Below are 19453 nucleotides of genomic sequence, written 5' to 3' on the forward strand. Positions count from 1 at the left end.
CTGCCGACACCGACGACGGGAGGCGCGGACATGTCGATCGACGTGCAGCAACCGAAGGCCTTCGACCTGGTGGGCAACGACATCCTGATCGGCGGGACGGCCGGTGGGGCGTTCGAGGCGGGCTTCAACTACCGGGTCCACGAGGGCCACGACGAGGTGACCGGCTTCTTCATGGCCGGTGACGGTGTCGGCGGGCACAGCCAGTTCCAGCTCAGCGTGGACGTGTCCGGTGCGGGCTTCACGCTCTCCCGGCTGTTCGTCGAGGTCTTCCACCTCTCGCCGAAGGACGGCGAGGAACTGGACAAGGTCGTCGTGCCCGTCGTGCTCGGCCCGAAGATCATCCCGGGCTACCGGACCTATTTGGAGCACGTGGTCGTGGCGGGCGAGACGCTGTGGGCGCTGTCCACCCGCTACTACGGCGCGGGCAACCTCTACGAGCGCCTGGTCGCCGCGAACCCGGCGACCATCACCGATCCGGACGCCATCCACCCTGGCGACGTCATCCGCGTGCCGCAGGAGTGACGTCCGCCCGGCGCAGGTGATCCGGTGCCGAGACCTGCTCCTCCGGTGTCCCGACCGGGGTCTTGCGCTCATCCTGCCCGACGGACCGGCCAACATCCCTGCCCACCCGAGACCTCGGACTCTCCCCCGCGGACCGGCCCCGGTGGACGCTCGAAGTGGACGGATTCCGAGGAGGAAGCCATGAAGGCGCTCGTCTACCAGGATCCCGGCCACAGGGCCTGGGAGGACGTGCCGGACCCCGAGGTGGTCGACCCGACCGACGCGATCGAGACCGCGCGCCTGTAGAGCCCCAACCACGTTGTGGCGGTGGATCCGGCCGAGTCACGGCGGGAGGCGGCCAAGCGGTTCGGCGCGGACGTGACGGTGAACGCCGCCGACGACGTCGAGCGCCTGGTGGCCGGCGTGACCGGCGGGATGGGCGCGGAACTCGCGGTCGAGGCGGCGGGCGTGCCGGAGACCTTCGAGCTGCGCGCGGCTGATCCGCCCCGGTGGCCGGGTCGCGAACGTCGGCGTGCACGGCAAGCCCGTGATGCGCGGGTTCGTCCAGGCCCACCACACCCCCTGCGCCTGCCGGAACACCGCGTCACCGCCGGGGTGGGGTCGGCGCGGTGTGCGACGCGGCGGCACGCTGACCGGCTTCGTGCCGGACGCCGGTCGTGAGCGGTCTCGCCGGCATTCGCAGGTCCGGGTGCGCCGCCGACCGGGGCACGAAACCCGACCCCCGCTCCGCCTGTCGTGGAGCGAGGGGTCGGGAGGCCGTCGCCGGGAGGTCACCGCAGTGCGGCGAAGAAGGTCCGGATGTCGTCCACCACGATCTCGGGGACCTCGAGTGCGGCGAAGTGGCCGCCCTTCTCGAAACGGCTCCAGTGCACGATGTTGGAGTTGTCCCGTTCCGCGAACACCTTGATGGTCTGGAAGTCGTCGGCGAACACGGCCACGCCGGTCGGGGCGGCGTTCACCGGGGTGGGCTCGTCGGCGGGGGCGGCCGCGTTGTCGAAGTAGGAGCGGGCCATGCCGGCGGCGGCGTTCGCGAACCAGTTGACGGACACCTCGGTGAGGATGGTCTCCAGCGGCACCAGGGAGGTGCCGTTGCCGAAGGAGTTGAACAGCTCGCTGTAGGCGAGCATCCCGATCGGTGAGTCGCTGAGCCCGGCCGCGACCGTCTGCGGCCTGCTGGCGTTCATGGTGTTGTAGCCGCCGACCTTCTGGAACCACTGCATGTGCTCCAGGCCGGCGTAGTCCTGCGGCTCGAGTCGTTCGAACTCCGCGGGGTCGCCCGACGGGAAGGAGAACAGTTGCAGCACGTGCAACCCGAGGAAACCCTCCGGGGCGAGGAGGCCGAGTTCGCGGGCGACCATCGCGCCGTGGTCGGAGCCGTGGACGCCGTAGCGCCGGTAGCCGAGCCTGCGCATGAGGGTGTCGTAGGCGCGGGCCACGCGGGCGGTGGTCCAGCCCGGTTCGGTGACCGGGTTGGAGAAGCCGAAGCCGGGTGCGTCCGGCACGACGACGTGGAACGCGTCCTCGGCGCGCCCGCCGTGGGCGACGGGGTCGGTGAGCCTGTCGATCATGTCGAGGTAGTCGACCGAGGAGCCGGGGTAGGTGTGGGCGAGCAGCAGCGGCGTCGCGCCCTCGTGCGGCGACTCGACGTGGATGAAGTGGATCGGCTGGTTGTCGATCTCGGTGATGAAGTGCGGGTGGGCGTTGATGCGCTCCTCGGCGGCGCGCCAGTCGAACGCGCGCCACGCCGTCACGGCCTCACGCAGGTAGTGGTTGGGGGTGCCGTGCTCCCAGGTGTCGCCCGGTGCCGGCTGCGGCAGGCGGGTGCGGTCGAGGCGACCGGTCAGGTCGTCCAGCTCGGCCTGCGTGACCTCGATGCGGAAGGGGCGGATCTCCGTGTTCGTCATGGCACAGACGCTAGAGTGCATATAGGAAAGTTTTGTTCCTATAAGACGGAGGTCGTCGCAGTGACCGCGGACACATCGGCGCGGCTCCTCGCGCTCTTGGCGCTGTTGCAGTCGCGCCCGTCGTGGAGCGGGACCGAACTCGCCGACCGGCTGGGCGTCACGACCCGCACCATCCGCAACGACGTGGAGCGCCTCCGCGTGCTCGACTACCCCGTCGAAGCCACCCGCGGCGCGACGGGCGGCTACCGTCTCGGAGCGGGCGGCAAGCTCCCCCCGCTGCTCCTGGACGACGAGGAGGCGGTGGCCGTGGCGATCGGGTTGCGCGCAGGCCGCGGCATCACCGGGCTCGAGGCCTCCAGCGCCCGCGCGCTGGCCAAGCTCGAACAGGTCCTGCCGCCACGCCTGCGGCCGACGGTGGAGGCGCTGGCCTCGGTCGTCGACCACGCGCCGGAGAACACCGACACCGACGCCCCGGACCCCGAGGTCGACCCCGTCGTGCTGCGCACCATCGCGACCGCGATCCACGACGTCGAGTGGTTCCGCTTCGACTACCGCGACACCTCGCTGCTGGTCGAGCCCTACCGCCTGCTCGCCTGGAAGCGCCGCTGGTACCTCGTGGCCCGTGACCCGTCCAGTGGCGAGTGGGACGTCTACCGGGCGGACTGGATCACGCCACGCATGCGCACCCACCGCCGGTTCGCCCCCACCGCGCTGCCCGACGAGGACTACACGAGCTTCACCATGCGCCGCGTCGCGTTCAGCGGCTGGCAGGTGCACGCACGCCTGCGGGTCGACGCACCGGCCCAGGCCGTCCTGGACCGGATCCACCCGGCCGTCGGTGTGGTCGAGACGGTCACCGACACCACCTCGGTCCTCGTCACCGGCGCCGACTCGCTGGACACGATCGCCGCCTACATCGGCATGCTGGGCATGGACTTCACCGTCGAGTCACCCACCGAGCTCAGGCCACTGCTGCGCACCCTCGCGGAACGCTACGCCCGCGCCTGACCACCGCGGCGATGGCTCTTCGAGCGACGCTTCCACGAGTTCATCCCTTCACGGCCCCCGCGGTGAGGCCCTCGGTCAGGAACCGCTGCCCGAACCCGTACATGATCGCGACCGGGATGCTGATCAGCAGGGAGGCGGCGGCCAGCTGCCCCTGCGGCACGACGTCACCGAAGATCATCGACTGCATGCCGACGGGCAGCGTCTTGTAGCCGTCCTTGGTGATGAACACGAAGGCGAACAGGAACTCGTTCCACGCGTTGGTGAGCGTGAACAGCGCGACCGCGAGCAGACCCGGCTTGGCCAGCGGCAGCACGATCCGGATGAACGCACCGAACCGCGTGCAGCCATCGACCAGCGCGGCCTCCTCGAGGTCGGCCGGGATCGACTTGAAGTAGCCGACGAGCAGCCACGTCGCGAACGGCAGGGTGAACGTGGGGTAGGCGAGCACGAGCGACCACAACGAGTCGTTGAGCCCGATCCCGCTCATCATCTGGTACAGCGGGATGAACAGCAGCGCGCCCGGCATCACGTAGGTGAGCAGGATCGTCACCGTGAAGCTCTCCGAACCCCGGAACTTCAGCCGCGCCAGCGCGTAGCCGGCCAGCGCCGCGCAGACCAGGGCGATCACGGTGGACGCCACCGACACCAGGATCGTGTTGACGTACCAGGTGCCGAACGCCCTGCCCGTGAACAGGTTGGTGAACTGCTCGGTGCTCCACGGGGTCGGCCAGAGGTCGTCGGTGCGCGCGACGATCTGGTTGTCGGACTTGAAGGCCGTGACCGTCATCCAGTAAAGCGGGGCGAGGACGAAGCCCAGCAGACCCACGAGGGCGATCCCCGTGCCGGTGCCGCCGACCAGGCGTGCGGCCAGTCGGTTACCGCGCGCGGCGAGCGCGGAGACGATCCGTCCGACGGCGGCGGCGAGCACCACGAACACGCCCAGCACGAGCGCGGCCTTCCACACGATCTGCGGCGACGCCCAGACCAGCACGAGGACCGAACCCACGACGACCGCCCACGGCAACGCCCGGCGCTGGGCGGGGGTCAGCCGCCTGCGCCCCATGTCGCGTGCGCCTGGCTGGTCGCCGCGTCGCATCATCCGCACGAGGATCACCACGAGGATGCCGATGATCGGCAGCATCACCAGCGTGACCGCGGCGCCCGCGCCCAGTTGCAGCTGCTGGATGGCCTTCGAGTAGGCCACCATCACGTACGGGGCGGTGGCGTCCCCCGGTCCGCCCTGCGTCATCAGCCAGATCAGGTCGAAGTTGTTGAACGTCCAGATCGACGACAGCAGCACCGTCACGATCATGATGTTGCGCAGCCCTGGCAGCGTGATGTGCACGAAGCGCTGCCACGGCGAGGCGCCGTCCACCATCGCCGCCTCGTAGAGACCGCTGTCGATGGCCTTGAGCCCGGCGAGGAACGTCACCGCGAAGAACGGGATGCCCTTCCAGACGTTGACCAGGATGACCGCCGGCATCGCCAGCGCGGGATCGGACAGCCACTCCGCGGGCCAGGAGTCGACGAGCCCGATCGTGGCGAGGGCGGGCCCGATCCCGGAGTCGGTGAGCAGGACGTTGATGCTGCCGAAGATCGGGTCGAACAACGACCGCCAGGTGAAGGCCGTGACGACGGTCGGCACCACCCACGGCAGCAGGATCACCCCCGCGACGATCGCGCGGCCGCGGCGCATGTGGTGCAGCATCAACGCCGCGATGAGACCGAGGGTCACCTTGAAGATCTCGGCGTACGCGGTGAAGACGAACGAGTTGAGCACGCCCTTGTGGAACACGGTGTCGTCGATGAGGGCGGTGTAGTTGTCCAGCCCGACCCAGACGGTCTCCGCACCGTGGCGTTCCGTGGCGCTGGTGACGATCGAGCTGACGATCGGGAACAGGATCAGGCCTGCGACCAGCACCAGCGTCGGCCCGATGAACACCGCGGCGAGGCGCCAGTCGCGCCCGAGCAACCGCTGCGACGTGGTGAGCGAGGACGACGTGCCCGGCGCCGGACGGGCCGGCGCCGGACGCGGACGCAGGACGGTCACTGCTTGTAGCCCTGCTGCTCGAAGACCTGGACGATCCTGGCGTGGGTCGAGGCGACGGCGTCGGCCGGCCGGGTGCCCTGGATGACCGCCTGCATCATGTCGGTCAGCAGGTAGGCGGCGGTGGCGGCTTGCTCGCCGGGGCTCGGCGCCTGGGGGAACGCGTAGCCGGTCTTGGTGGTCAGCGGGAGCGGCACGCGGGTCTGCTCCCGCAGCGCGGGGAAGGCCGGGTCACCGCTGGTGTAGTACGGGTCGGAGTCCCACACCTTGTCCCACGCGGGGTTGACCAGGCACGGTGCTCCCTTCGCGACACCGAGCAGCGCGCTCCCGCTGACCATGAACTTCGCCACCAGCTTGGCGAGGTCGGGGTTCTTCGCCCCCTTGAACACGACGAACGAGTTGGACTCGCCGAACGCGAGCGGCCGGTCGATCGCCGGTCCGGTGGCGCCGTTGAACGGGTGCGTGTTGGCGTAGACCGGGTTGTTCTTGGTCTTCGAGTCGGCGTAGACGCTGAACTGGTTGAGCGTGAGCCCCAGGATCTGGGCCAGCCAGTTCTCGTTGTTGCTCGAGTCGGTCCAGCTCCCGATCCCGGGTGGCAGCATCGGCGCGTACTTCGGGTTCGTGTAGATGTCGCCGATGAACGTGACGGCGGCGACGGTCTCCGGCGAGTTGAACACCACCTTCTCGCCGGTGTTGTCCGCGATCGCCCCGCCGTAGCAGTTGATGACGTTGGTGATGAAGCCGTTGGCGTCGCCGGAGCGGTTCACCGTGATACCCCAGCCGAAGCGCCGCTTCGCCGGGTCGGAGACCTCCAACGCGTTGTCGCGCAGCTCCTCCCACGTGTAGTGGGGCTTGAGCGGGAGACCCTTCTCCTCGTACCAGTCCTTGCGCAGGTACATCGCGGTCGCGATGAAGTGGTACGGGATCGCGAACCAGCGCCCGTCGAACACGCAGAAGTTGGTCGCCTCCGTCGCGGGCTCACCGTAGAGCGCGCGCATCTCCTCGACCACGTCGGTGACGTCGGTGAGGGCGCCGAGGTTGTGGAGCTGGCCGACGAACCGCCGGTCGCTCAGGAAGGCCAGGTCGCGGGCGGTGCCCGCCTTCACCTCGGTGTCCATCTTCGCGACCATGTCGCCGGCGTCGCCGGAGACCAGGTCGTTGTGGACCGTGGTGCCGGTGGCCTGCGCGAACGCCTGCAGCGACTTGTCCAGCGCCTGGTTGGCGGTCTCCGAGTACAGCTTCTGCGAGAGCATCCCCACCGACCCGCCGCGGAGCGCGGCCGCCTGGTCGAGCAGGGCCTGGGGGACCTGGACGTCGACCTGCGGCACGGCGGGGCCTCCCCCGCACCCGGCGAGACCGAGCACGCCCAGCGCGCTCATCCCGAGGAACGTGCGCCTCGATAAGTCCGTTTTCTCTTCCATGACAACTCCTCTCGCGCCCGATCGAGCGGACGCTCACCGACGGGGCGACGTTGCGACCGGCGGGACAGCGAGGCGAATGCCGCGCTGCTGGTTCGTTCCTGCGGCGAACGGCGTCGAACTGCTGCGGCACGGCACGGCGAACCGGGTGCCGATCAGACCCGGCCGGATCGGCGGGATCATCGGTGCTGCCATGCCTCGTCCGCCCTTGTCATCGGTCCGGATCTCGGTCGTGCAGTGCGCTAGCGCCGCCGGGCGGCCCGCTTGGTCTGCTGCTCCATCTCCGCGAGGAGCATGGAGTTGTTGGTCAAGTGCGTGCGCATCGCCGCACGGGCACCTGCCGGGTCGCGCGCCACGATCGCCTCGTAGATCGCCGTGTGATCGGCGGTGGCGCTGCGCAGCGCGGCCGGTGCCCCGTTGGTGACGCGTCGGCTGGCCGTGCCGAGCCAGCGGGCGGAGTACATGATCCGGTCGAGGATGCGGTTGTCGGCCGCCCGGCAGATCTCCATGTGGAACTCGTGGTCGACCTCGAGGTAGGCGTCGGGGTCCGCCTCCAGCTCCGTCATGCGGTCGATCAAGCCCTTGAGCCGGTCCAGCGTCTCGTCGGTGGCGGTGGCCACGGCCATCGCGGCGAGTTCGGGTTCGAGCAGCGCGCGCAGCTGGTGCAGCTCCCGCAGCAGCTCGCCGACGATCTCCGAAGGCAGCCACTCGACCAGCAACGGGCTCAGGTAGTCCCACTCCGCGCGGGGCCGCACGACGACGCGGCGGCCCTGGGCGACGTCGACGATGTCGAGCGAGGCGAGGATCTTGAGCGTCTCCCGCGCCACCACGCGCGACACCCCGAACTCCCGGGAGATGTCGAGCTCCGACGGGGCCCGACCGTCCTCGATCCCACCGCTGACGATGCGCCGGGTCAGGTGTGCCGCCACCTGCACCGGGAGAGTGCGGACTTTGACAGCGTCCGGAGACTCCTGTCCCCTTTGCATGTCATCAGCTTATAGGACAAGTTGGGTACCACGACAGTCCGTTGAGGCACGACCCGGCGGCGGGAGAGCAATGCGGATCGTGAACGTCACGACGGCGGTGGTGGCCTACCACGGTCAGGCCACGCTGGTGCGGATCGACACCGACGAGGGCCTCAGCGGGTTCGGCGAGGCCAATCCCGATGCCGGCGCGGCCGCCGTCGTCGGGATGATCGAGTTCCTGACGCCCCTCCTGATCGGCGAGGACCCGCGCAACGTCGAGCGGTGCTGGGAGAAGCTGCGCCGCGGCAGGGTCTTCGCGGGCCCTCAGGGCGGCGTGTTCGTGATCGCCCTGTCCGGGATCGAACTCGCGCTGTGGGACATCGCGGGCAAGGCCGCGGGCCAGCCGGTCTACCGGATGCTCGGCGGGAAGTTCCGCGACCGGATCCGCCTCTACGCCGACTGCGGCGATGGCGACGACCCGGCGGGTTCGATCGCCGGGTGCGTCGACCGGGCCCAACGGGTGGTCGCCGAAGGCTTCACCGCCATCAAGTTCGACATCGACGACCTGCACCACCCGGTGAAGTTCGACGCCTTCAACCACACGATCAACGCCGCCGAGCTGCGATCGATGGTCGAGCGCGTAGCGGCCGTCCGGGAAGCGATCGGACCGGACGTCGACCTGGCCATCGACCTGCACGCCCGCTACGACGTGCCGAGCGCGTGCCGGATCTCGTGGGAGCTCGAGCCGTTCCGCCTGATGTGGCTCGAGGAGCCGCTGCCGGCGGAGAACGTCGACGCGCTGGCGCGGGTGCGCGCCCAGACCCGCACGCCGATCTGCGCGGGCGAGAACCTCTACCTGCGGTGGGGATTCCGCGAGCTGCTCGACCGCGGCGCCGTGGACGTCATCGAGCCGGACGTGCCGAAGTGCGGCGGCCTCGCCGAGGCCAAGAAGATCGCCAACCTCGCGGAGCTGCACTACATCCCCTTCGCGCCGCACCTGGTGTCGACGCCGCTGGGCACGATGGCCACGTCGCACCTGTGCGGAGCGATCCCCAACTTCTTCGTCCAGGAGTGGCACGCCTTGGAGGAGCGCGCGGTGTGGGACGGCTACGTCCACGCCCCTGACGGGAGTGGCTCGATCGTCAAGGACGGCTACATCACGCTTCCCGACACTCCCGGCATCGGCGTGGAGCTCGACATGGACGGCGTCCGGGCACACGCCGTCGCGGGCTACGGGGTGTTCGAGTAGCGGAGCCGGCACCCTGCCGGGGAGTCTCGCGCACGAGCGCACGCCCCTCGCCGGTCAGGCCCCCGAACGGGTGTGGTTCGACGTCGGTTCGGCGGATCCACCTTGCGCGTCGCGCACGATTTCGTCGAGAAAGCGCCAAGTTGCGGCGGCCCGGCGTGGGGGTCGCACTAGGGTTGATCATCGTGATGCCCCAGTCGCAGGTGCCCGGGTACAGGGTGGTCGACCTGGTGGGCCGCGGCGGGTTCGCCGTCGTGTACCGGGCCGTGCAGGTGAGCGTGGACCGCGAGGTCGCGATCAAGATCGACAGCCGGATGGTGCTCGACGAGAACGACCGCCGCCGGTTCCTCCGCGAGGCGAGAGCGGCCGGACGGCTGTCCGGGCACCCGAACGTGGTGGATCTCTACGACGCGGGCGTGCTCGCCGACGGGCGGCCCTACCTGGTGATGGAGCTGTGCACCGGCGGGTCGTTGCTCGACCGGCTGCGCACCGGGGGCGCGCTGCCGGCGGACGAGGCGTGCGGGTTGGCGGTGAAGATCGCCGACGCGCTGGCCGCCGCCCACGACGCGGGCGTGCTGCACCGGGACATCAAACCGGCCAACATCCTGGTCAACCGGTACGGGGTGTGCGGGCTGGCCGACTTCGGGCTCGCCGCGCTGGCCGAGCCGGGACGGGAGTCCTCGGCGAGCCTGACCGCGTTGACCCCGGCTTACGCGGCGCCGGAGGCGTTCCGGCAGGAAACGCCCACCGAGCGGGCCGACATCTACGCGCTGGGCGCCACGCTCTACGCGCTGTTATCCGGCCGGCCGCCCCGGTTCCCGCGGTTGGGCGAGCCGAACCTGGCCGAGATCATCCGGATGCACGACCAGCCGCTGCCCGGCATCAGCGGTGTCCCGGACGAGGTGATGGCGGTGCTGGCCAAGGCGCTGGCGGCCGATCCGGCGCACCGCTACGGCTCGGCGACGGAGTTCCGCGACGCGCTGTCCGCCGTGGACCTCGTGCCCACCCCGCCGGTCGTGTCCGCCGAACCACCACCGGCCGCCGCCACCGTTCCGCCTGCCGCTGTCCCGCCTGGCACCGAGGACGACACCGGTGACGACGGCGTGGCCGAGGACGAGACTCCCGCGACCGAGATCGCCGAGGACGGCACGGACCCGGAACCCGCCACCGTCACCGGACCGACGCCCGACACCGCGACCGAGGCGGTCCCCCGGGAAGCGCCGGCCGGCCCGACGAGGTCGTTCGGGTTCGGGCCCAAGCGCGATGAAGCCCTCACCCTGGGCCGGGTCGTCGCACCCGACCCCGCGGACGCCGATCCCGCCGAAGAGGCGACCACGCACGTCCACCCGGAGCCGGTGGAGGTGCCCGCCGACACGCGCGGTCGACGGGTCCGACGGCTGGCGGGCAACGCCGGGCGTGGCGCGATCGCCCTGGTCGCGGTCGTGGTGCTGGTGGCCGCCGGCATCACGTGGGTGGTGTTGACCGGCATCGGCGACGACGTGAAGGGGGGCCACGTGCTCGACGTGCCGGGCAGTCCGGACGCCACCGACGGCGCCACCGACATCCTGCTGGTCGGCAACGACAGCCGCACCGACGCCGAAGGCCGACCGCTGCCGGATGACGTGCTCAAGCAGCTGCGCACCGAGCAGAAGTCCGGCGTCTCCACGGACACCATCGTGCTGATCCGCGTGCCGGACGGGGGCGGGAGGGCGGCCGCGGTGTCCCTGCCTCGTGACATCCGCGTGCCGATCCCGGACGCCCCGGACGGGCCGGTCAACAGCGCGTACGGCGTGGCCAGGCAGCGGGCGGAAACCGCGTTGCGCGGCGAGGGCGTCACCGACGAGCGGCGGCTGGCCCGTGAGTCCGACGACGCCGGGCGCAAGCTGCTCGTGCAGGTCGTGCAGCAGTTGACCGGGGTCAGGGTCGACCGGTACGCCGAACTCAACCTCTACGGCTTCTACCTGATCAGCGAGGTGATCGGGGGCGTGGACGTGTGCCTGAAGGCGGACGTCGTCGACCCGGGCTCGGGCGCGGACTTCAAGGCGGGGCCGCAGTCGGTCTCCGGTGGCGACGCGCTGTCGTTCGTCCGCCAGCGGGGAGGGTTGCCGCGCGGCGAACTCGACCGCATCGCCCGGCAGCAGGCGTTCATGGAGGGGCTGGTGGACAAGGTGCTGTCCAGCGAGACCCTGACCGACCCGGCGACCGTCACCCGGCTCACCGACACGCTGCGGCGCACGGTGGTCATCGACGCGGACTGGGACATCCTCGACTTCGCCCGGCGGATGCGGGAGTTGGCGGCGGGCAACGTCGAGTTCCTCACCGCGCCGGTGACCGTTACCCCGGACGGGACGACCAGCGCCGACCCGGTCGAGCTGCGCGCGTTCGTCGGCGGGCTGGCCGGTGGCGCGCCGACGACTTCGGCGACGGCCGCCGGGGCGGAGCGCTCTTCGGGAACGGTGGTGCCAGTGGGCCTCGTGCGGCGCGCGCCCACGTGCGTCAACTGACGCCGTCTACCGCAGGACCGCCCGTGGTGCCGGAGATACCCTCCTCGTGGGACACGCCGGACACTGCGTGAGCTCGCTGGGCGGCGACTCTCGGCGAACGCGGACAGCGCAGCCCAGGGCCGTGCCGAGCGGCGGACGACCCGGTTCACTATCCGTGACGCGCGCGAGGCCCACCACGATGCGCCGCAGGCCGGGAACCCGGGCCCGACGCCGTGCCGGATATGTCGCTGAGGCCACCCGGCAGGTGCGCCCGCGACAGCTGACCACGGGACGCACGAAGGCCGTGGCACTTCACCGTGCCACGGCCTCGTGATGATCAGGCGATCAGCGGAGTGTCACTCCTCGAAGCCCAGGTCCTCGCCGCCGTCCTCGAAGACCTCTTCGACGACCTCGCCGAGGACCATCCCGCCGACCACACCGGCGGCAACGCCGCCGACGACCGCGCCCATGCCGGGACCGCGGTGGCGGCCGTGGTGGTCGTCGTCGTAGTGGCCGTGGTGGCCGCCGTGGTGCCCGTAACCGGGCTGGCCGTAAGCAGGGGCGTGGCCGCCGAAGGCGGAGTGGCCGCCGCGTTCGGCGATCTGCACCATCCACTGGTTGATCGCGCCGGCCCAGTCGGTGTTCATCGCGTCCTGGTGCGACACGTGGAAACGACCGAAGGCGTCGGAGCCGGAGGAGAACATGCCGCCGCGCTTGTCGGCTTCCAACACCACGACCAGCTCGTGGGGGTTGGTGACGAAGGTCAGCTCGACCTGGTTGATCCGGCCGGCGAACTGGCCGGGCGGGAAGAACTCGATCTCCTGGTAGAAGCCGAGTTCCTGCTGGACGCCGTGGATGCGGCCGGCTTCGACGTCGGCGCTGCGGAACTGGAAGCCGAGCTGGCCGAACGCCTCCAGGACCCGGTCCTGCGACGGCAACGGCCCGACCAGGAGCGGGTCGAGGTCGCCCTTGTCGGGGGCACCGGAGATGACCAGCTCGGTGCGCACGCCGACGGTCATGCCGGGCAGTGGCTGCCCACCGACGGCGGTGATCGGGGTCTCCCAGGGGATCGGGAGCTGGAACGGCACCGCCATCGGCTGACCGGCCGGCACGCGCACGCCTTGCGCGACGGACACGCGCAGGAACTCCGACACGCCGCCGAACTCGTGGTCGCCGTGCTCGACCTCGACGCGCGTGACGAGCGACAGCACGATCTGGTCGATGTTGGCGTCGTTGCTGCCGCCCTGGATGCGGACCTGGCCGGTGATCACCTGGCCGGGGGTGGCGTGCGGGGTGTCCAGGACGGTGTCGACGGACGGTCCGCCGACGCCGAAGGCGCTGAGCATCCGTTTGAACATCAGGTTCTTCCTCCGGGAGGGGTGGGTGTTCAGGTGGTGCGGAGCAGGGTGTCGGTCTCGTCCTCGAAGTCGCCGATCAGCTCTTCGAGGAGGTCTTCCAACGCGGCGATGCCGATCACGCCGCCGTCGGCGTCGGACACCAGCGCCAGCTGGGCGCGGTCCGCGCGCATCGCGGTGACCGCGCTCGCGACCGGCATGGTGGCGGGAAGGGCCAGCGCCGGAGCCATCATCTCGCGGGCGGTCCTGCGATGGCCGGCGGCCACGGCGCGCACGGCCTCGCGGATGTGCACCAGGCCGACGTAGTTGCCGTGCACGTCCATCACCGGGAACCGGGAACGCCCCGACTCACGGCTGCGGCGTTCGACCGCTCGTGCGCTGCTGTGCACGGACACGCTCAGCGCGTCCTCGATCGGCACCATGACCTGGGCCAAGGTCGTGCTCTGCAGTTGCAGCATCCGGGTCAGCAACCGCTGCTGCCCCTCGGGGATCAGACCGTGCTCACCGGACTGCCGCACCAGCATCCGCAGGTCCTCCGGCCGGTGTGCCTGCGCCAACTCGGCCTGCGGCTCGACCTTCATCGACCGCAGCAACGCGTTCGTCACACCATTGAGTCCACTGAGGACCCATCGGACCGAGTGGGCGAACGCGCGGAACGGCAGCGCCAGCAGCAGCGCCGAGCGCTCGGGGTGGGAGATCGCCCACGACTTCGGGGCCATCTCGCCGACCACCATGTGCAAGAACACCACCAGCACCAGGCTCAGCGTGAACGCGATGCCGTACGACACCCCCGACGGCAGGCCGGTCGCCAGCAGCAGCGGGTCGACCAGGTCGGCCACCGCGGGCTTGGCCAGCGCGCCCAACCCCAGCGTGCACAGCGTGATGCCCAGCTGCGCGCCGGCGAGCATCAACGACAGCTCGCGCACACCCGCCACGGCCGCACGGGCGGCGCGACTGGTCTCGGCCTCCTGCTCCAGGCGGTGCCGCTTGGCGGCGATGAGCGCGAACTCGGCGGCCACGAAGAACGCGTTGGCCACCAACAACACCAGTGAGATCAGCAACGACCACGTGGTGCTCATCGGGCGTCCTCCCGATCCGGGGTGCGGGCGGCGAGCAGGATGCTGTCGGGCACGTTGCGCGCGACCGCGGTCACCCGCACCGACGCGCCGTCGAGCTCCACCTCGTCGCCCACCCGGGCCGTGCGGCCGAGCCGGCTCAGCACCAGGCCCGAGACGGTGTCGTAGCTGTCGTGCTCGGGCAGCTCCACGCCGGTGGCGTCGGCGATCTCGTCCACCCGCATCCGGCCGGGCACCCGCCACACCCCCTCGCCGACCGGCTCGATGACCTCTTCGACGAGGTCGTCCTCGTCGTGGATCTCACCGACCAGCTCCTCTGCCAGGTCCTCCAGCGAGACGACCCCGGCGAAGCCGCCGAATTCGTCCACCACGCACGCCAACTGCCGGCGCTCGGCCCGCAGCCGCTCCAACACCGCCGGGAGCGGCAGCGAGGAGGGCACCACGAGAGCGGGCGAGGCGATGTCACCGATCAGCGCGTCCGCACGCCGCTCGGCGTCCACGGTCAACACCTCGGCCAACCCGACCACGCCGCGCAGGTCGTCCAAGTCCTCGCCGAAGACGGGGAAGCGGGAATGACCGGTGTCCAGCAACTCCACCACGCGGACGACGGGCTCGTCAGCGCGGACGCTGTGCACCACCACCCTGGGGGTCATGGCCTGCTCGGCGACCAGGTCGCGGAAGCCGAGGCCGCGATCCAGCAGTCGGGACAGCTCAGCGTCCAGATGACCTTCGGCACCGGCGTCGTTGACGATCTGGCGCAGGTCATCCGGGGTCGCCCCCTGCGGCAGCTCCTCCACCGGCTCGATGCCGACCGCGCGGAGCAGGCGGTTGGCCGCGGCGTCGAACAGGCGGATCACCGGACCGGCGACCTTGAGGTAGACCAGGGTGGAGGCGCTCAAGGCCTTGGCCAACGGCTCCGGCCGCGCGATGGCGAAGTTCTTGGGCAACAGCTCGCCCAGCACCATCTGCACCACCGTGGCGAACACCAGTGCCACCACCATCGACAGCGACACCGCCACGGCCGTGGACAGGCCCGTCAGCCCGAGCAGGTCGGCCAGACCCGTGCCCAGGAGGGGCTCGGCCACGTAACCGGCGAGCAGCGCCGTCACCGTGATCCCGAACTGGGCGCCTGAGAGCATGAACGACAACTTCTGCGTGACCCTCAGGGCCCGCTCGGCGGCCTTGTCGCCGGCCTCGGCCATCTGGTGGAGCCGGCCCCGGTCCACCGCCATGTAGGCGAACTCCTGGGCCACGAAGTACCCCGTGGCCACGGTGAGGGCCACGATCGCGAGCAAGCCGGTGAAGATCAACACGGCGCACCCGCCACGAGCGGAGAATCCATGATCAGCCGGGTCCCACCCGGCCCACTACTACAACCGTCTGTGTCAGCGCTATCGGGCATAATGCACGGTAGCACGTGCAACTGTACGGTTCACGGTGAGTACACGGAGGTGAGGCCGGCAGTGACTGTCGTCTTGCTCAAGATCGGCGAACTCGCCGCCCGAGCCCAGGTCAGCCCGCGCACCGTCGACTACTACACCAGCCTCGGCCTGCTCACGCCGGCCAAGCGCACCGCGAGCAACTACCGCCTCTACGACCCCGCCGACGTCGAGCGCATCCACCTCGTACAACGTCTCGAGGTCCAGGGTGTTCCCCTGGAGGAGATCGCCACCGCGCTGCAGAACCAGCACGCGGACGTCGGCGCGATCCTCGACCGCATCGACGAAGACCTGCGCACCCTCCAAGCAGCGGCGGAGGCAGCCTCGCCGGAAGTCCACGGCCTATTGGCCGCGGTAGCCACCCGCGTCCACTCCCTCATCACCGTCGCCCTCCAGATCCCGCCCGACCTGCCTCTCCCCTGACTCGAACCGACCAGGCCGCGCTCAACGCGGGTGCTACCGGGCCGCGTCGGTGCGCAGCGTCAGGATCCGCACCGCCCGGTCGCCGGTGTGCGGGTCGCGGCCGTGCCAGCAGCGGTAGTTGTCGACCGCCAGGATGTCGCCTTCCTCCAGGCGGACGCGGGGCAGGTCCGCCTCCAGCGCGTGCACGGTGCGCTGGAACCGGTCGACCATCGCGGTGATGTGCTCGGCGTCGGGGTCGCGGTGCAGGGGCACGGCCCCGTCGGTGCGGCGGGCGATGCGCCGACCGGTCCGGGTGTACTCGACGTGGCGGCCCACGCGCGGGGCCGCGGGCAGTCCACGCAGCCCGGCCCACTCGCCGTAGAGGTCGACGTCCACGTCCGTGAGGAAGTCGACCAGCTCCTGATCGGGGCACGTGTCGAGGTAGCGGTAGGCGTCCAGGAGGAACGAGTCGCCGCCGGTGGGCGCGGGGCGGACGCACTGGACGAGCACGGCGTCCTCGTCGGGGTCGCGCCGCCGGGACGGCACCCCGCCGATGTCGACCACCTGGTCGAAGCTGTCGGCGTGCAGGTGCACCGGACCGCCCTCGCGCGACGCCCGTTCGCGAATCGGGAACAACTGCCGCAGGTGCTGCCCGTACAGGTGCGCGGCGGCCACCACCAGAGCGTCCGGGGTGACCGATAGGCCGGTGAGGATCACCGAGCCTGTCCCGGCGAGCGCATCGCGGGCCTTGTCGGCGTCGTCGGCGTCCACGCGGGCGGGCACGACACCGAGTTCCCGACCGTTCACCGGCCGGCTCCGGCAGTGGCGGGACCCCACGCGCCGGGCACCAGCACCGCGGCGGCCGGGGCCGTGAAGCACACGGCCGCGCAGGCGCCCGGCGACGACGTGGTCACCTGGAACTCCCCCCGTATCCGATCCGGTTGTCGACCGCGCAATTACAACACGATGGCAACTGCAAGTGCGATGCACCAGAGGCCGGGCTCGCTCCCCACCAAGGTGGTGCCGAACGAACGGTCATCGACGGGCCGCGGTGGGGCGCCGGGCGAAGTCCCGGGCGCTGGGGACGAGGGCGGCTGCGGCCGGGGCGAGGAAGCAGAGGGCCGCGCACACGCCGAGCACGGTGGTCACGCCGAACGCGTCGATGGCAGGCGCGATGAGCGCGAGCCCGATCGGAGCGAGGCCGTACGACAGCAGGAAGTCCAAAGAGGACACACGGGCCAGCTTGTCCGGTTCGACCTCGCGCTGGGTGGCGGTGAACCACGGGACGTTGAACAACTCGATGCCCAGACCCGCGATCACGTACGCGGCCACGATGACCACCCAGTGCACCGGCAACAGCAGTGCGAGCGGCGCGAAGCCGTAACAAGCCAGTGCGGTGAGCGCGGCCCAGCCCTGGGCGCGCGGCCGCCAACGGGTGACCAGCAGCGCGCCGAGCAGCCCACCCACGGTGTAGGCGGTCACCGATGCGGCGAGCACCACCTCCGTGTCGTAGCGGTCGCGGCTGATGAGTGGCAGGGCGACGCTGGTTGCGGAGTAGCCGGTGGCGATCACCGCGGTGAGCGCGGCCAGCCCGGCCAGGAACCAGGGATGCCGCCGCGCCTCACGCACCCCCTCGGCGAACTCGGCCAGGAACCGAACCCGGGCACCGCGGGCGTTCGGGCCGGTGGTCGCCGCCGGCCGCCCCTTCGGCGGAACCAGTGCGGCGCACAACCAGACGACGCCGGTACCCACGAGCAGCGCACGGGTGTCCAGCAGGGTCGCGAGGAGGGCGGTCAGGCCGGGCGCGGTCAGCGTGGTGATGCGCACGGCCAGCGCCAACGCCGCGTTGGCCGCCTGCCGCCGCTCGGCGTCGACGACGTCCGCGACCAGCGCCTGGAACGCCGGCCGGCAGGCGCCCTGCCCGACACCCACCACGACCGCCGCGACCGCCATCAGCGGCACCGACCAGCCGAGCCCCAGCGCGATCACCGGCGCGCCCGCCGCCGCCGCGAGTCCCGCCCACAGCACCACCCCACGACGGGAGTACCGGTCCGCCAGCACCCCGGCGACCGGCAGGGCAACCAGGAATCCGGCCGTTCGCGCGGCCAGCACGACGCCGAGCCCCGCCGCGCTCAACTCCCGCTCCAGCACGCCCAACCCGAGCACGAAGGGAAGCGCCCAGGTAGCCAGGCCCGATGCCGTCATCCCCGTCCACAGCCGCACGAAGTCCGGCTCACGCAGGATCGACGGCGACCGACGGGTCTCCCCTGCCTCCATCGACATCGACGACGTAGCCACCCGGCAACCCCCTGTATCGATTCTGACGGGCGCATCCACTTTTCGCCACGTCATGGCAACTGCAAACGGTGTGCAGCTACGGTACTTGCAATGGTTACGGTTACCAATAGCAGGTCGATCATCGGGGTCGACACCCGGGCGACCCTTCACCGACGACCGCGCTCACCGAACCTCCACCGATCCCCCACCGGCCGCGACCTGCGGAGTGCCGAAGCGCACGCCGGGCCTGCGACGGACAAGTGCCCCATTCGACGGTGGCGACACTCACACGGATATGTTAGTAATGAAAATCGTTTGCACTCTTGCCTCTGCCGACCGGCCACCCGACCCCACTACCCGGCGAGGAGTTCCCATGACCGAGACCCCGTTGATCGTCTTGCTCGGCAACGACGATGACGACAGCGACCACCGCATCGTGTTCTCCGAGATCGAACGCTTGGGCGGGCGCCCCTTACGGGTGCACCCCGACGAGCTGGTGATCGAGGTGACCCCGGCGTCCACCCGGTTCTTCGTCGGCGGTGAGGAGTTGGCGATCGACCTCATGATGGGCTGGGTGTACGAGGATTACCTGATCCTGGGCATGAACCAGCTGGAAACCGCCCGGCTCGCCGGGGTACCCGTGGTGAACTCGGCGATGACGCTGATGCGCGGCCAGTCGAAGTACCTGAACTCGGCGCTGCTCAACGGCGCCAAGGTGCCTCACCTGCCGGTGCTGTGGGGTCGTGACGAGAACACGCTGGCCTCGTGGACCAACGAGCGCGGCTACCCGCTGGTGACCAAGCCGCTGATGCTCTCCTGCGGCCGGGGCCTGCAACTGCTGGAGGACGAGGCGGCAGTGCGTGCCCACGTGCGCGAGCTGGACCCCGGGCCGGACACCTACTACGTCCAGCCCTACGTTCCGGCGCGGCACCAGGACATCCGCGTGCTGTGCGTGAACTACAAGGCGGTGGCCGCGATCGAGCGGACCGCGCCGGACGACTCCTGGATCAGCACCGCCGACGGCTTCACCCGACGTCGGCTCGAACTCACCCCGGACATCGTGGAGATCGGCGAGCGCGCCGCCGAGACGATGGACGCGCTCTGGGCCGGCGTGGACGTCGCGCGCAACGAGGAGACCGGAGAACTCGTCGTCTACGAGGTCAACACCTGTCCCACCTGCGCCGAGGCCTTGCACGCCCTGGGCGGGGACCCGGTCCCGCTGACCCAGCTCGCCTCCTTCCTGGTCGCGGCGGGCCGCGACTTCGAGGACGCGCGCCGCAACTGGCGTCCGTCGGCCACCTACTGAGCCGG

16 protein-coding genes are annotated in these 19453 nt (G+C 70.6%); 7 read left to right on the plus strand and 9 right to left on the minus strand.

What is annotated here, in order from left to right:
* Window positions 1-30 precede the first annotated feature (30 nt).
* Window positions 31-522: a Gmad2 immunoglobulin-like domain-containing protein gene (locus tag LNK82_RS00880; RefSeq protein WP_230564938.1), complete on the plus strand. Its 492-nt coding sequence runs from the start codon at window positions 31-33 to the stop codon at window positions 520-522.
* A gap of 306 nt (window positions 523-828) precedes the next feature.
* Entirely contained in the window at window positions 829-1182 is a 354-nt protein-coding gene (locus LNK82_RS00885; protein WP_230564939.1) for a zinc-binding dehydrogenase, read from the plus strand.
* Between the two features lie 110 nt (window positions 1183-1292).
* Here LNK82_RS00885 and LNK82_RS00890 read toward each other — a convergent pair whose 3' ends face one another.
* Window positions 1293-2426, minus strand: a complete 1134-nt coding sequence (locus tag LNK82_RS00890) for an epoxide hydrolase family protein (RefSeq protein WP_230564940.1) — start codon at window positions 2424-2426, stop codon at window positions 1293-1295.
* 60 nt (window positions 2427-2486) lie between these two features.
* Between LNK82_RS00890 and LNK82_RS00895 the strand changes: the two genes are divergently transcribed.
* A complete protein-coding gene (locus LNK82_RS00895; protein ID WP_230564941.1) occupies window positions 2487-3434 on the plus strand; it encodes a helix-turn-helix transcriptional regulator in 948 nt (315 codons plus the stop codon).
* Between the two features lie 40 nt (window positions 3435-3474).
* Here LNK82_RS00895 and LNK82_RS00900 read toward each other — a convergent pair whose 3' ends face one another.
* The 3 genes from LNK82_RS00900 to LNK82_RS00910 all read right to left on the minus strand — a co-directional run bounded on the left by LNK82_RS00900 (window position 3475) and on the right by LNK82_RS00910 (window position 7834).
* A complete protein-coding gene (locus LNK82_RS00900; RefSeq protein WP_230564942.1) occupies window positions 3475-5484 on the minus strand; it encodes an ABC transporter permease in 2010 nt (669 codons plus the stop codon).
* On the minus strand, window positions 5481-6902 hold the full coding sequence (locus LNK82_RS00905; protein WP_230564943.1) for an ABC transporter substrate-binding protein: 1422 nt from the start codon (window positions 6900-6902) through the stop codon (window positions 5481-5483). Before LNK82_RS00905 ends, LNK82_RS00900 begins: the two co-directional genes overlap by 4 nt.
* 239 nt (window positions 6903-7141) lie before the next feature.
* A complete protein-coding gene (locus LNK82_RS00910) occupies window positions 7142-7834 on the minus strand; it encodes a FadR/GntR family transcriptional regulator (protein ID WP_230564944.1) in 693 nt (230 codons plus the stop codon).
* A 121-nt stretch (window positions 7835-7955) separates the two neighbouring features.
* Between LNK82_RS00910 and LNK82_RS00915 the strand changes: the two genes are divergently transcribed.
* The gene (locus LNK82_RS00915) at window positions 7956-9113 is read left to right on the plus strand and encodes a mandelate racemase/muconate lactonizing enzyme family protein (protein WP_230564945.1); all 1158 of its coding nucleotides are present in this window, start codon (window positions 7956-7958) and stop codon (window positions 9111-9113) included.
* A 185-nt stretch (window positions 9114-9298) separates the two neighbouring features.
* Window positions 9299-11614: a protein kinase domain-containing protein gene (locus tag LNK82_RS00920; protein ID WP_230565130.1), complete on the plus strand. Its 2316-nt coding sequence runs from the start codon at window positions 9299-9301 to the stop codon at window positions 11612-11614.
* A gap of 335 nt (window positions 11615-11949) precedes the next feature.
* On the opposite strand, the gene LNK82_RS00925 is transcribed toward LNK82_RS00920, so the two are convergent.
* Genes LNK82_RS00925 through LNK82_RS00935 form a run of 3 tightly spaced genes read right to left on the minus strand, consistent with a single transcriptional unit; the run spans window position 11950 to window position 15337 of the window.
* Entirely contained in the window at window positions 11950-12951 is a 1002-nt protein-coding gene (locus tag LNK82_RS00925) for a sporulation protein (protein WP_230564946.1), read from the minus strand.
* A gap of 29 nt (window positions 12952-12980) precedes the next feature.
* On the minus strand, window positions 12981-14027 hold the full coding sequence (locus LNK82_RS00930; protein ID WP_230564947.1) for a hemolysin family protein: 1047 nt from the start codon (window positions 14025-14027) through the stop codon (window positions 12981-12983).
* Window positions 14024-15337 carry a hemolysin family protein gene (locus tag LNK82_RS00935; RefSeq protein WP_230564948.1) on the minus strand — a complete coding sequence of 438 codons (1314 nt, stop codon included), beginning with the start codon at window positions 15335-15337 and terminating at the stop codon, window positions 14024-14026. The genes LNK82_RS00930 and LNK82_RS00935 overlap by 4 nt, the downstream gene beginning before the upstream one ends.
* 150 nt (window positions 15338-15487) lie before the next feature.
* On the opposite strand from LNK82_RS00935, the gene LNK82_RS00940 reads away from it, so the two are divergent.
* The gene (locus LNK82_RS00940) at window positions 15488-15886 is read left to right on the plus strand and encodes a helix-turn-helix domain-containing protein (protein WP_308257135.1); all 399 of its coding nucleotides are present in this window, start codon (window positions 15488-15490) and stop codon (window positions 15884-15886) included.
* Window positions 15887-15919: 33 nt separating this feature from the next.
* Here the strand turns inward: LNK82_RS00940 and LNK82_RS00945 are convergent, their stop codons facing one another.
* Window positions 15920-16672, minus strand: a complete 753-nt coding sequence (locus tag LNK82_RS00945) for a TauD/TfdA family dioxygenase (protein WP_230564949.1) — start codon at window positions 16670-16672, stop codon at window positions 15920-15922.
* A 228-nt stretch (window positions 16673-16900) separates the two neighbouring features.
* Window positions 16901-18142, minus strand: coding sequence for an MFS transporter (locus LNK82_RS00950; RefSeq protein ID WP_230565132.1), 1242 nt, complete (start codon window positions 18140-18142; stop codon window positions 16901-16903).
* 373 nt (window positions 18143-18515) lie between these two features.
* On the opposite strand from LNK82_RS00950, the gene LNK82_RS00955 reads away from it, so the two are divergent.
* Entirely contained in the window at window positions 18516-19448 is a 933-nt protein-coding gene (locus LNK82_RS00955; protein WP_230564950.1) for an ATP-grasp domain-containing protein, read from the plus strand.
* The last annotated feature ends 5 nt before the right edge of the window (window positions 19449-19453 follow it).

This window comes from Saccharothrix luteola, assembly GCF_020859565.1.
Taxonomy (GTDB): Bacteria; Actinomycetota; Actinomycetes; order Mycobacteriales; family Pseudonocardiaceae; genus Actinosynnema; species Actinosynnema luteola.

Excerpts from the sequence above, each read along its gene's own strand:
- LNK82_RS00880 (WP_230564938.1), top strand. The coding sequence starts at position 31 with ATGTCGATCGACGTGCAGCAACCGAAGGCCTTCGACCTGGTGGGCAAC.
- LNK82_RS00890 (WP_230564940.1), bottom strand. The coding sequence starts at position 2,426 with ATGACGAACACGGAGATCCGCCCCTTCCGCATCGAGGTCACGCAGGCC.
- LNK82_RS00905 (WP_230564943.1), bottom strand. The coding sequence starts at position 6,902 with ATGGAAGAGAAAACGGACTTATCGAGGCGCACGTTCCTCGGGATGAGC.
- LNK82_RS00915 (WP_230564945.1), top strand. The coding sequence starts at position 7,956 with ATGCGGATCGTGAACGTCACGACGGCGGTGGTGGCCTACCACGGTCAG.
- LNK82_RS00920 (WP_230565130.1), top strand. The coding sequence starts at position 9,299 with ATGCCCCAGTCGCAGGTGCCCGGGTACAGGGTGGTCGACCTGGTGGGC.
- LNK82_RS00925 (WP_230564946.1), bottom strand. The coding sequence starts at position 12,951 with ATGTTCAAACGGATGCTCAGCGCCTTCGGCGTCGGCGGACCGTCCGTC.
- LNK82_RS00930 (WP_230564947.1), bottom strand. The coding sequence starts at position 14,027 with ATGAGCACCACGTGGTCGTTGCTGATCTCACTGGTGTTGTTGGTGGCC.
- LNK82_RS00950 (WP_230565132.1), bottom strand. The coding sequence starts at position 18,142 with ATGGAGGCAGGGGAGACCCGTCGGTCGCCGTCGATCCTGCGTGAGCCG.
- LNK82_RS00955 (WP_230564950.1), top strand. The coding sequence starts at position 18,516 with ATGACCGAGACCCCGTTGATCGTCTTGCTCGGCAACGACGATGACGAC.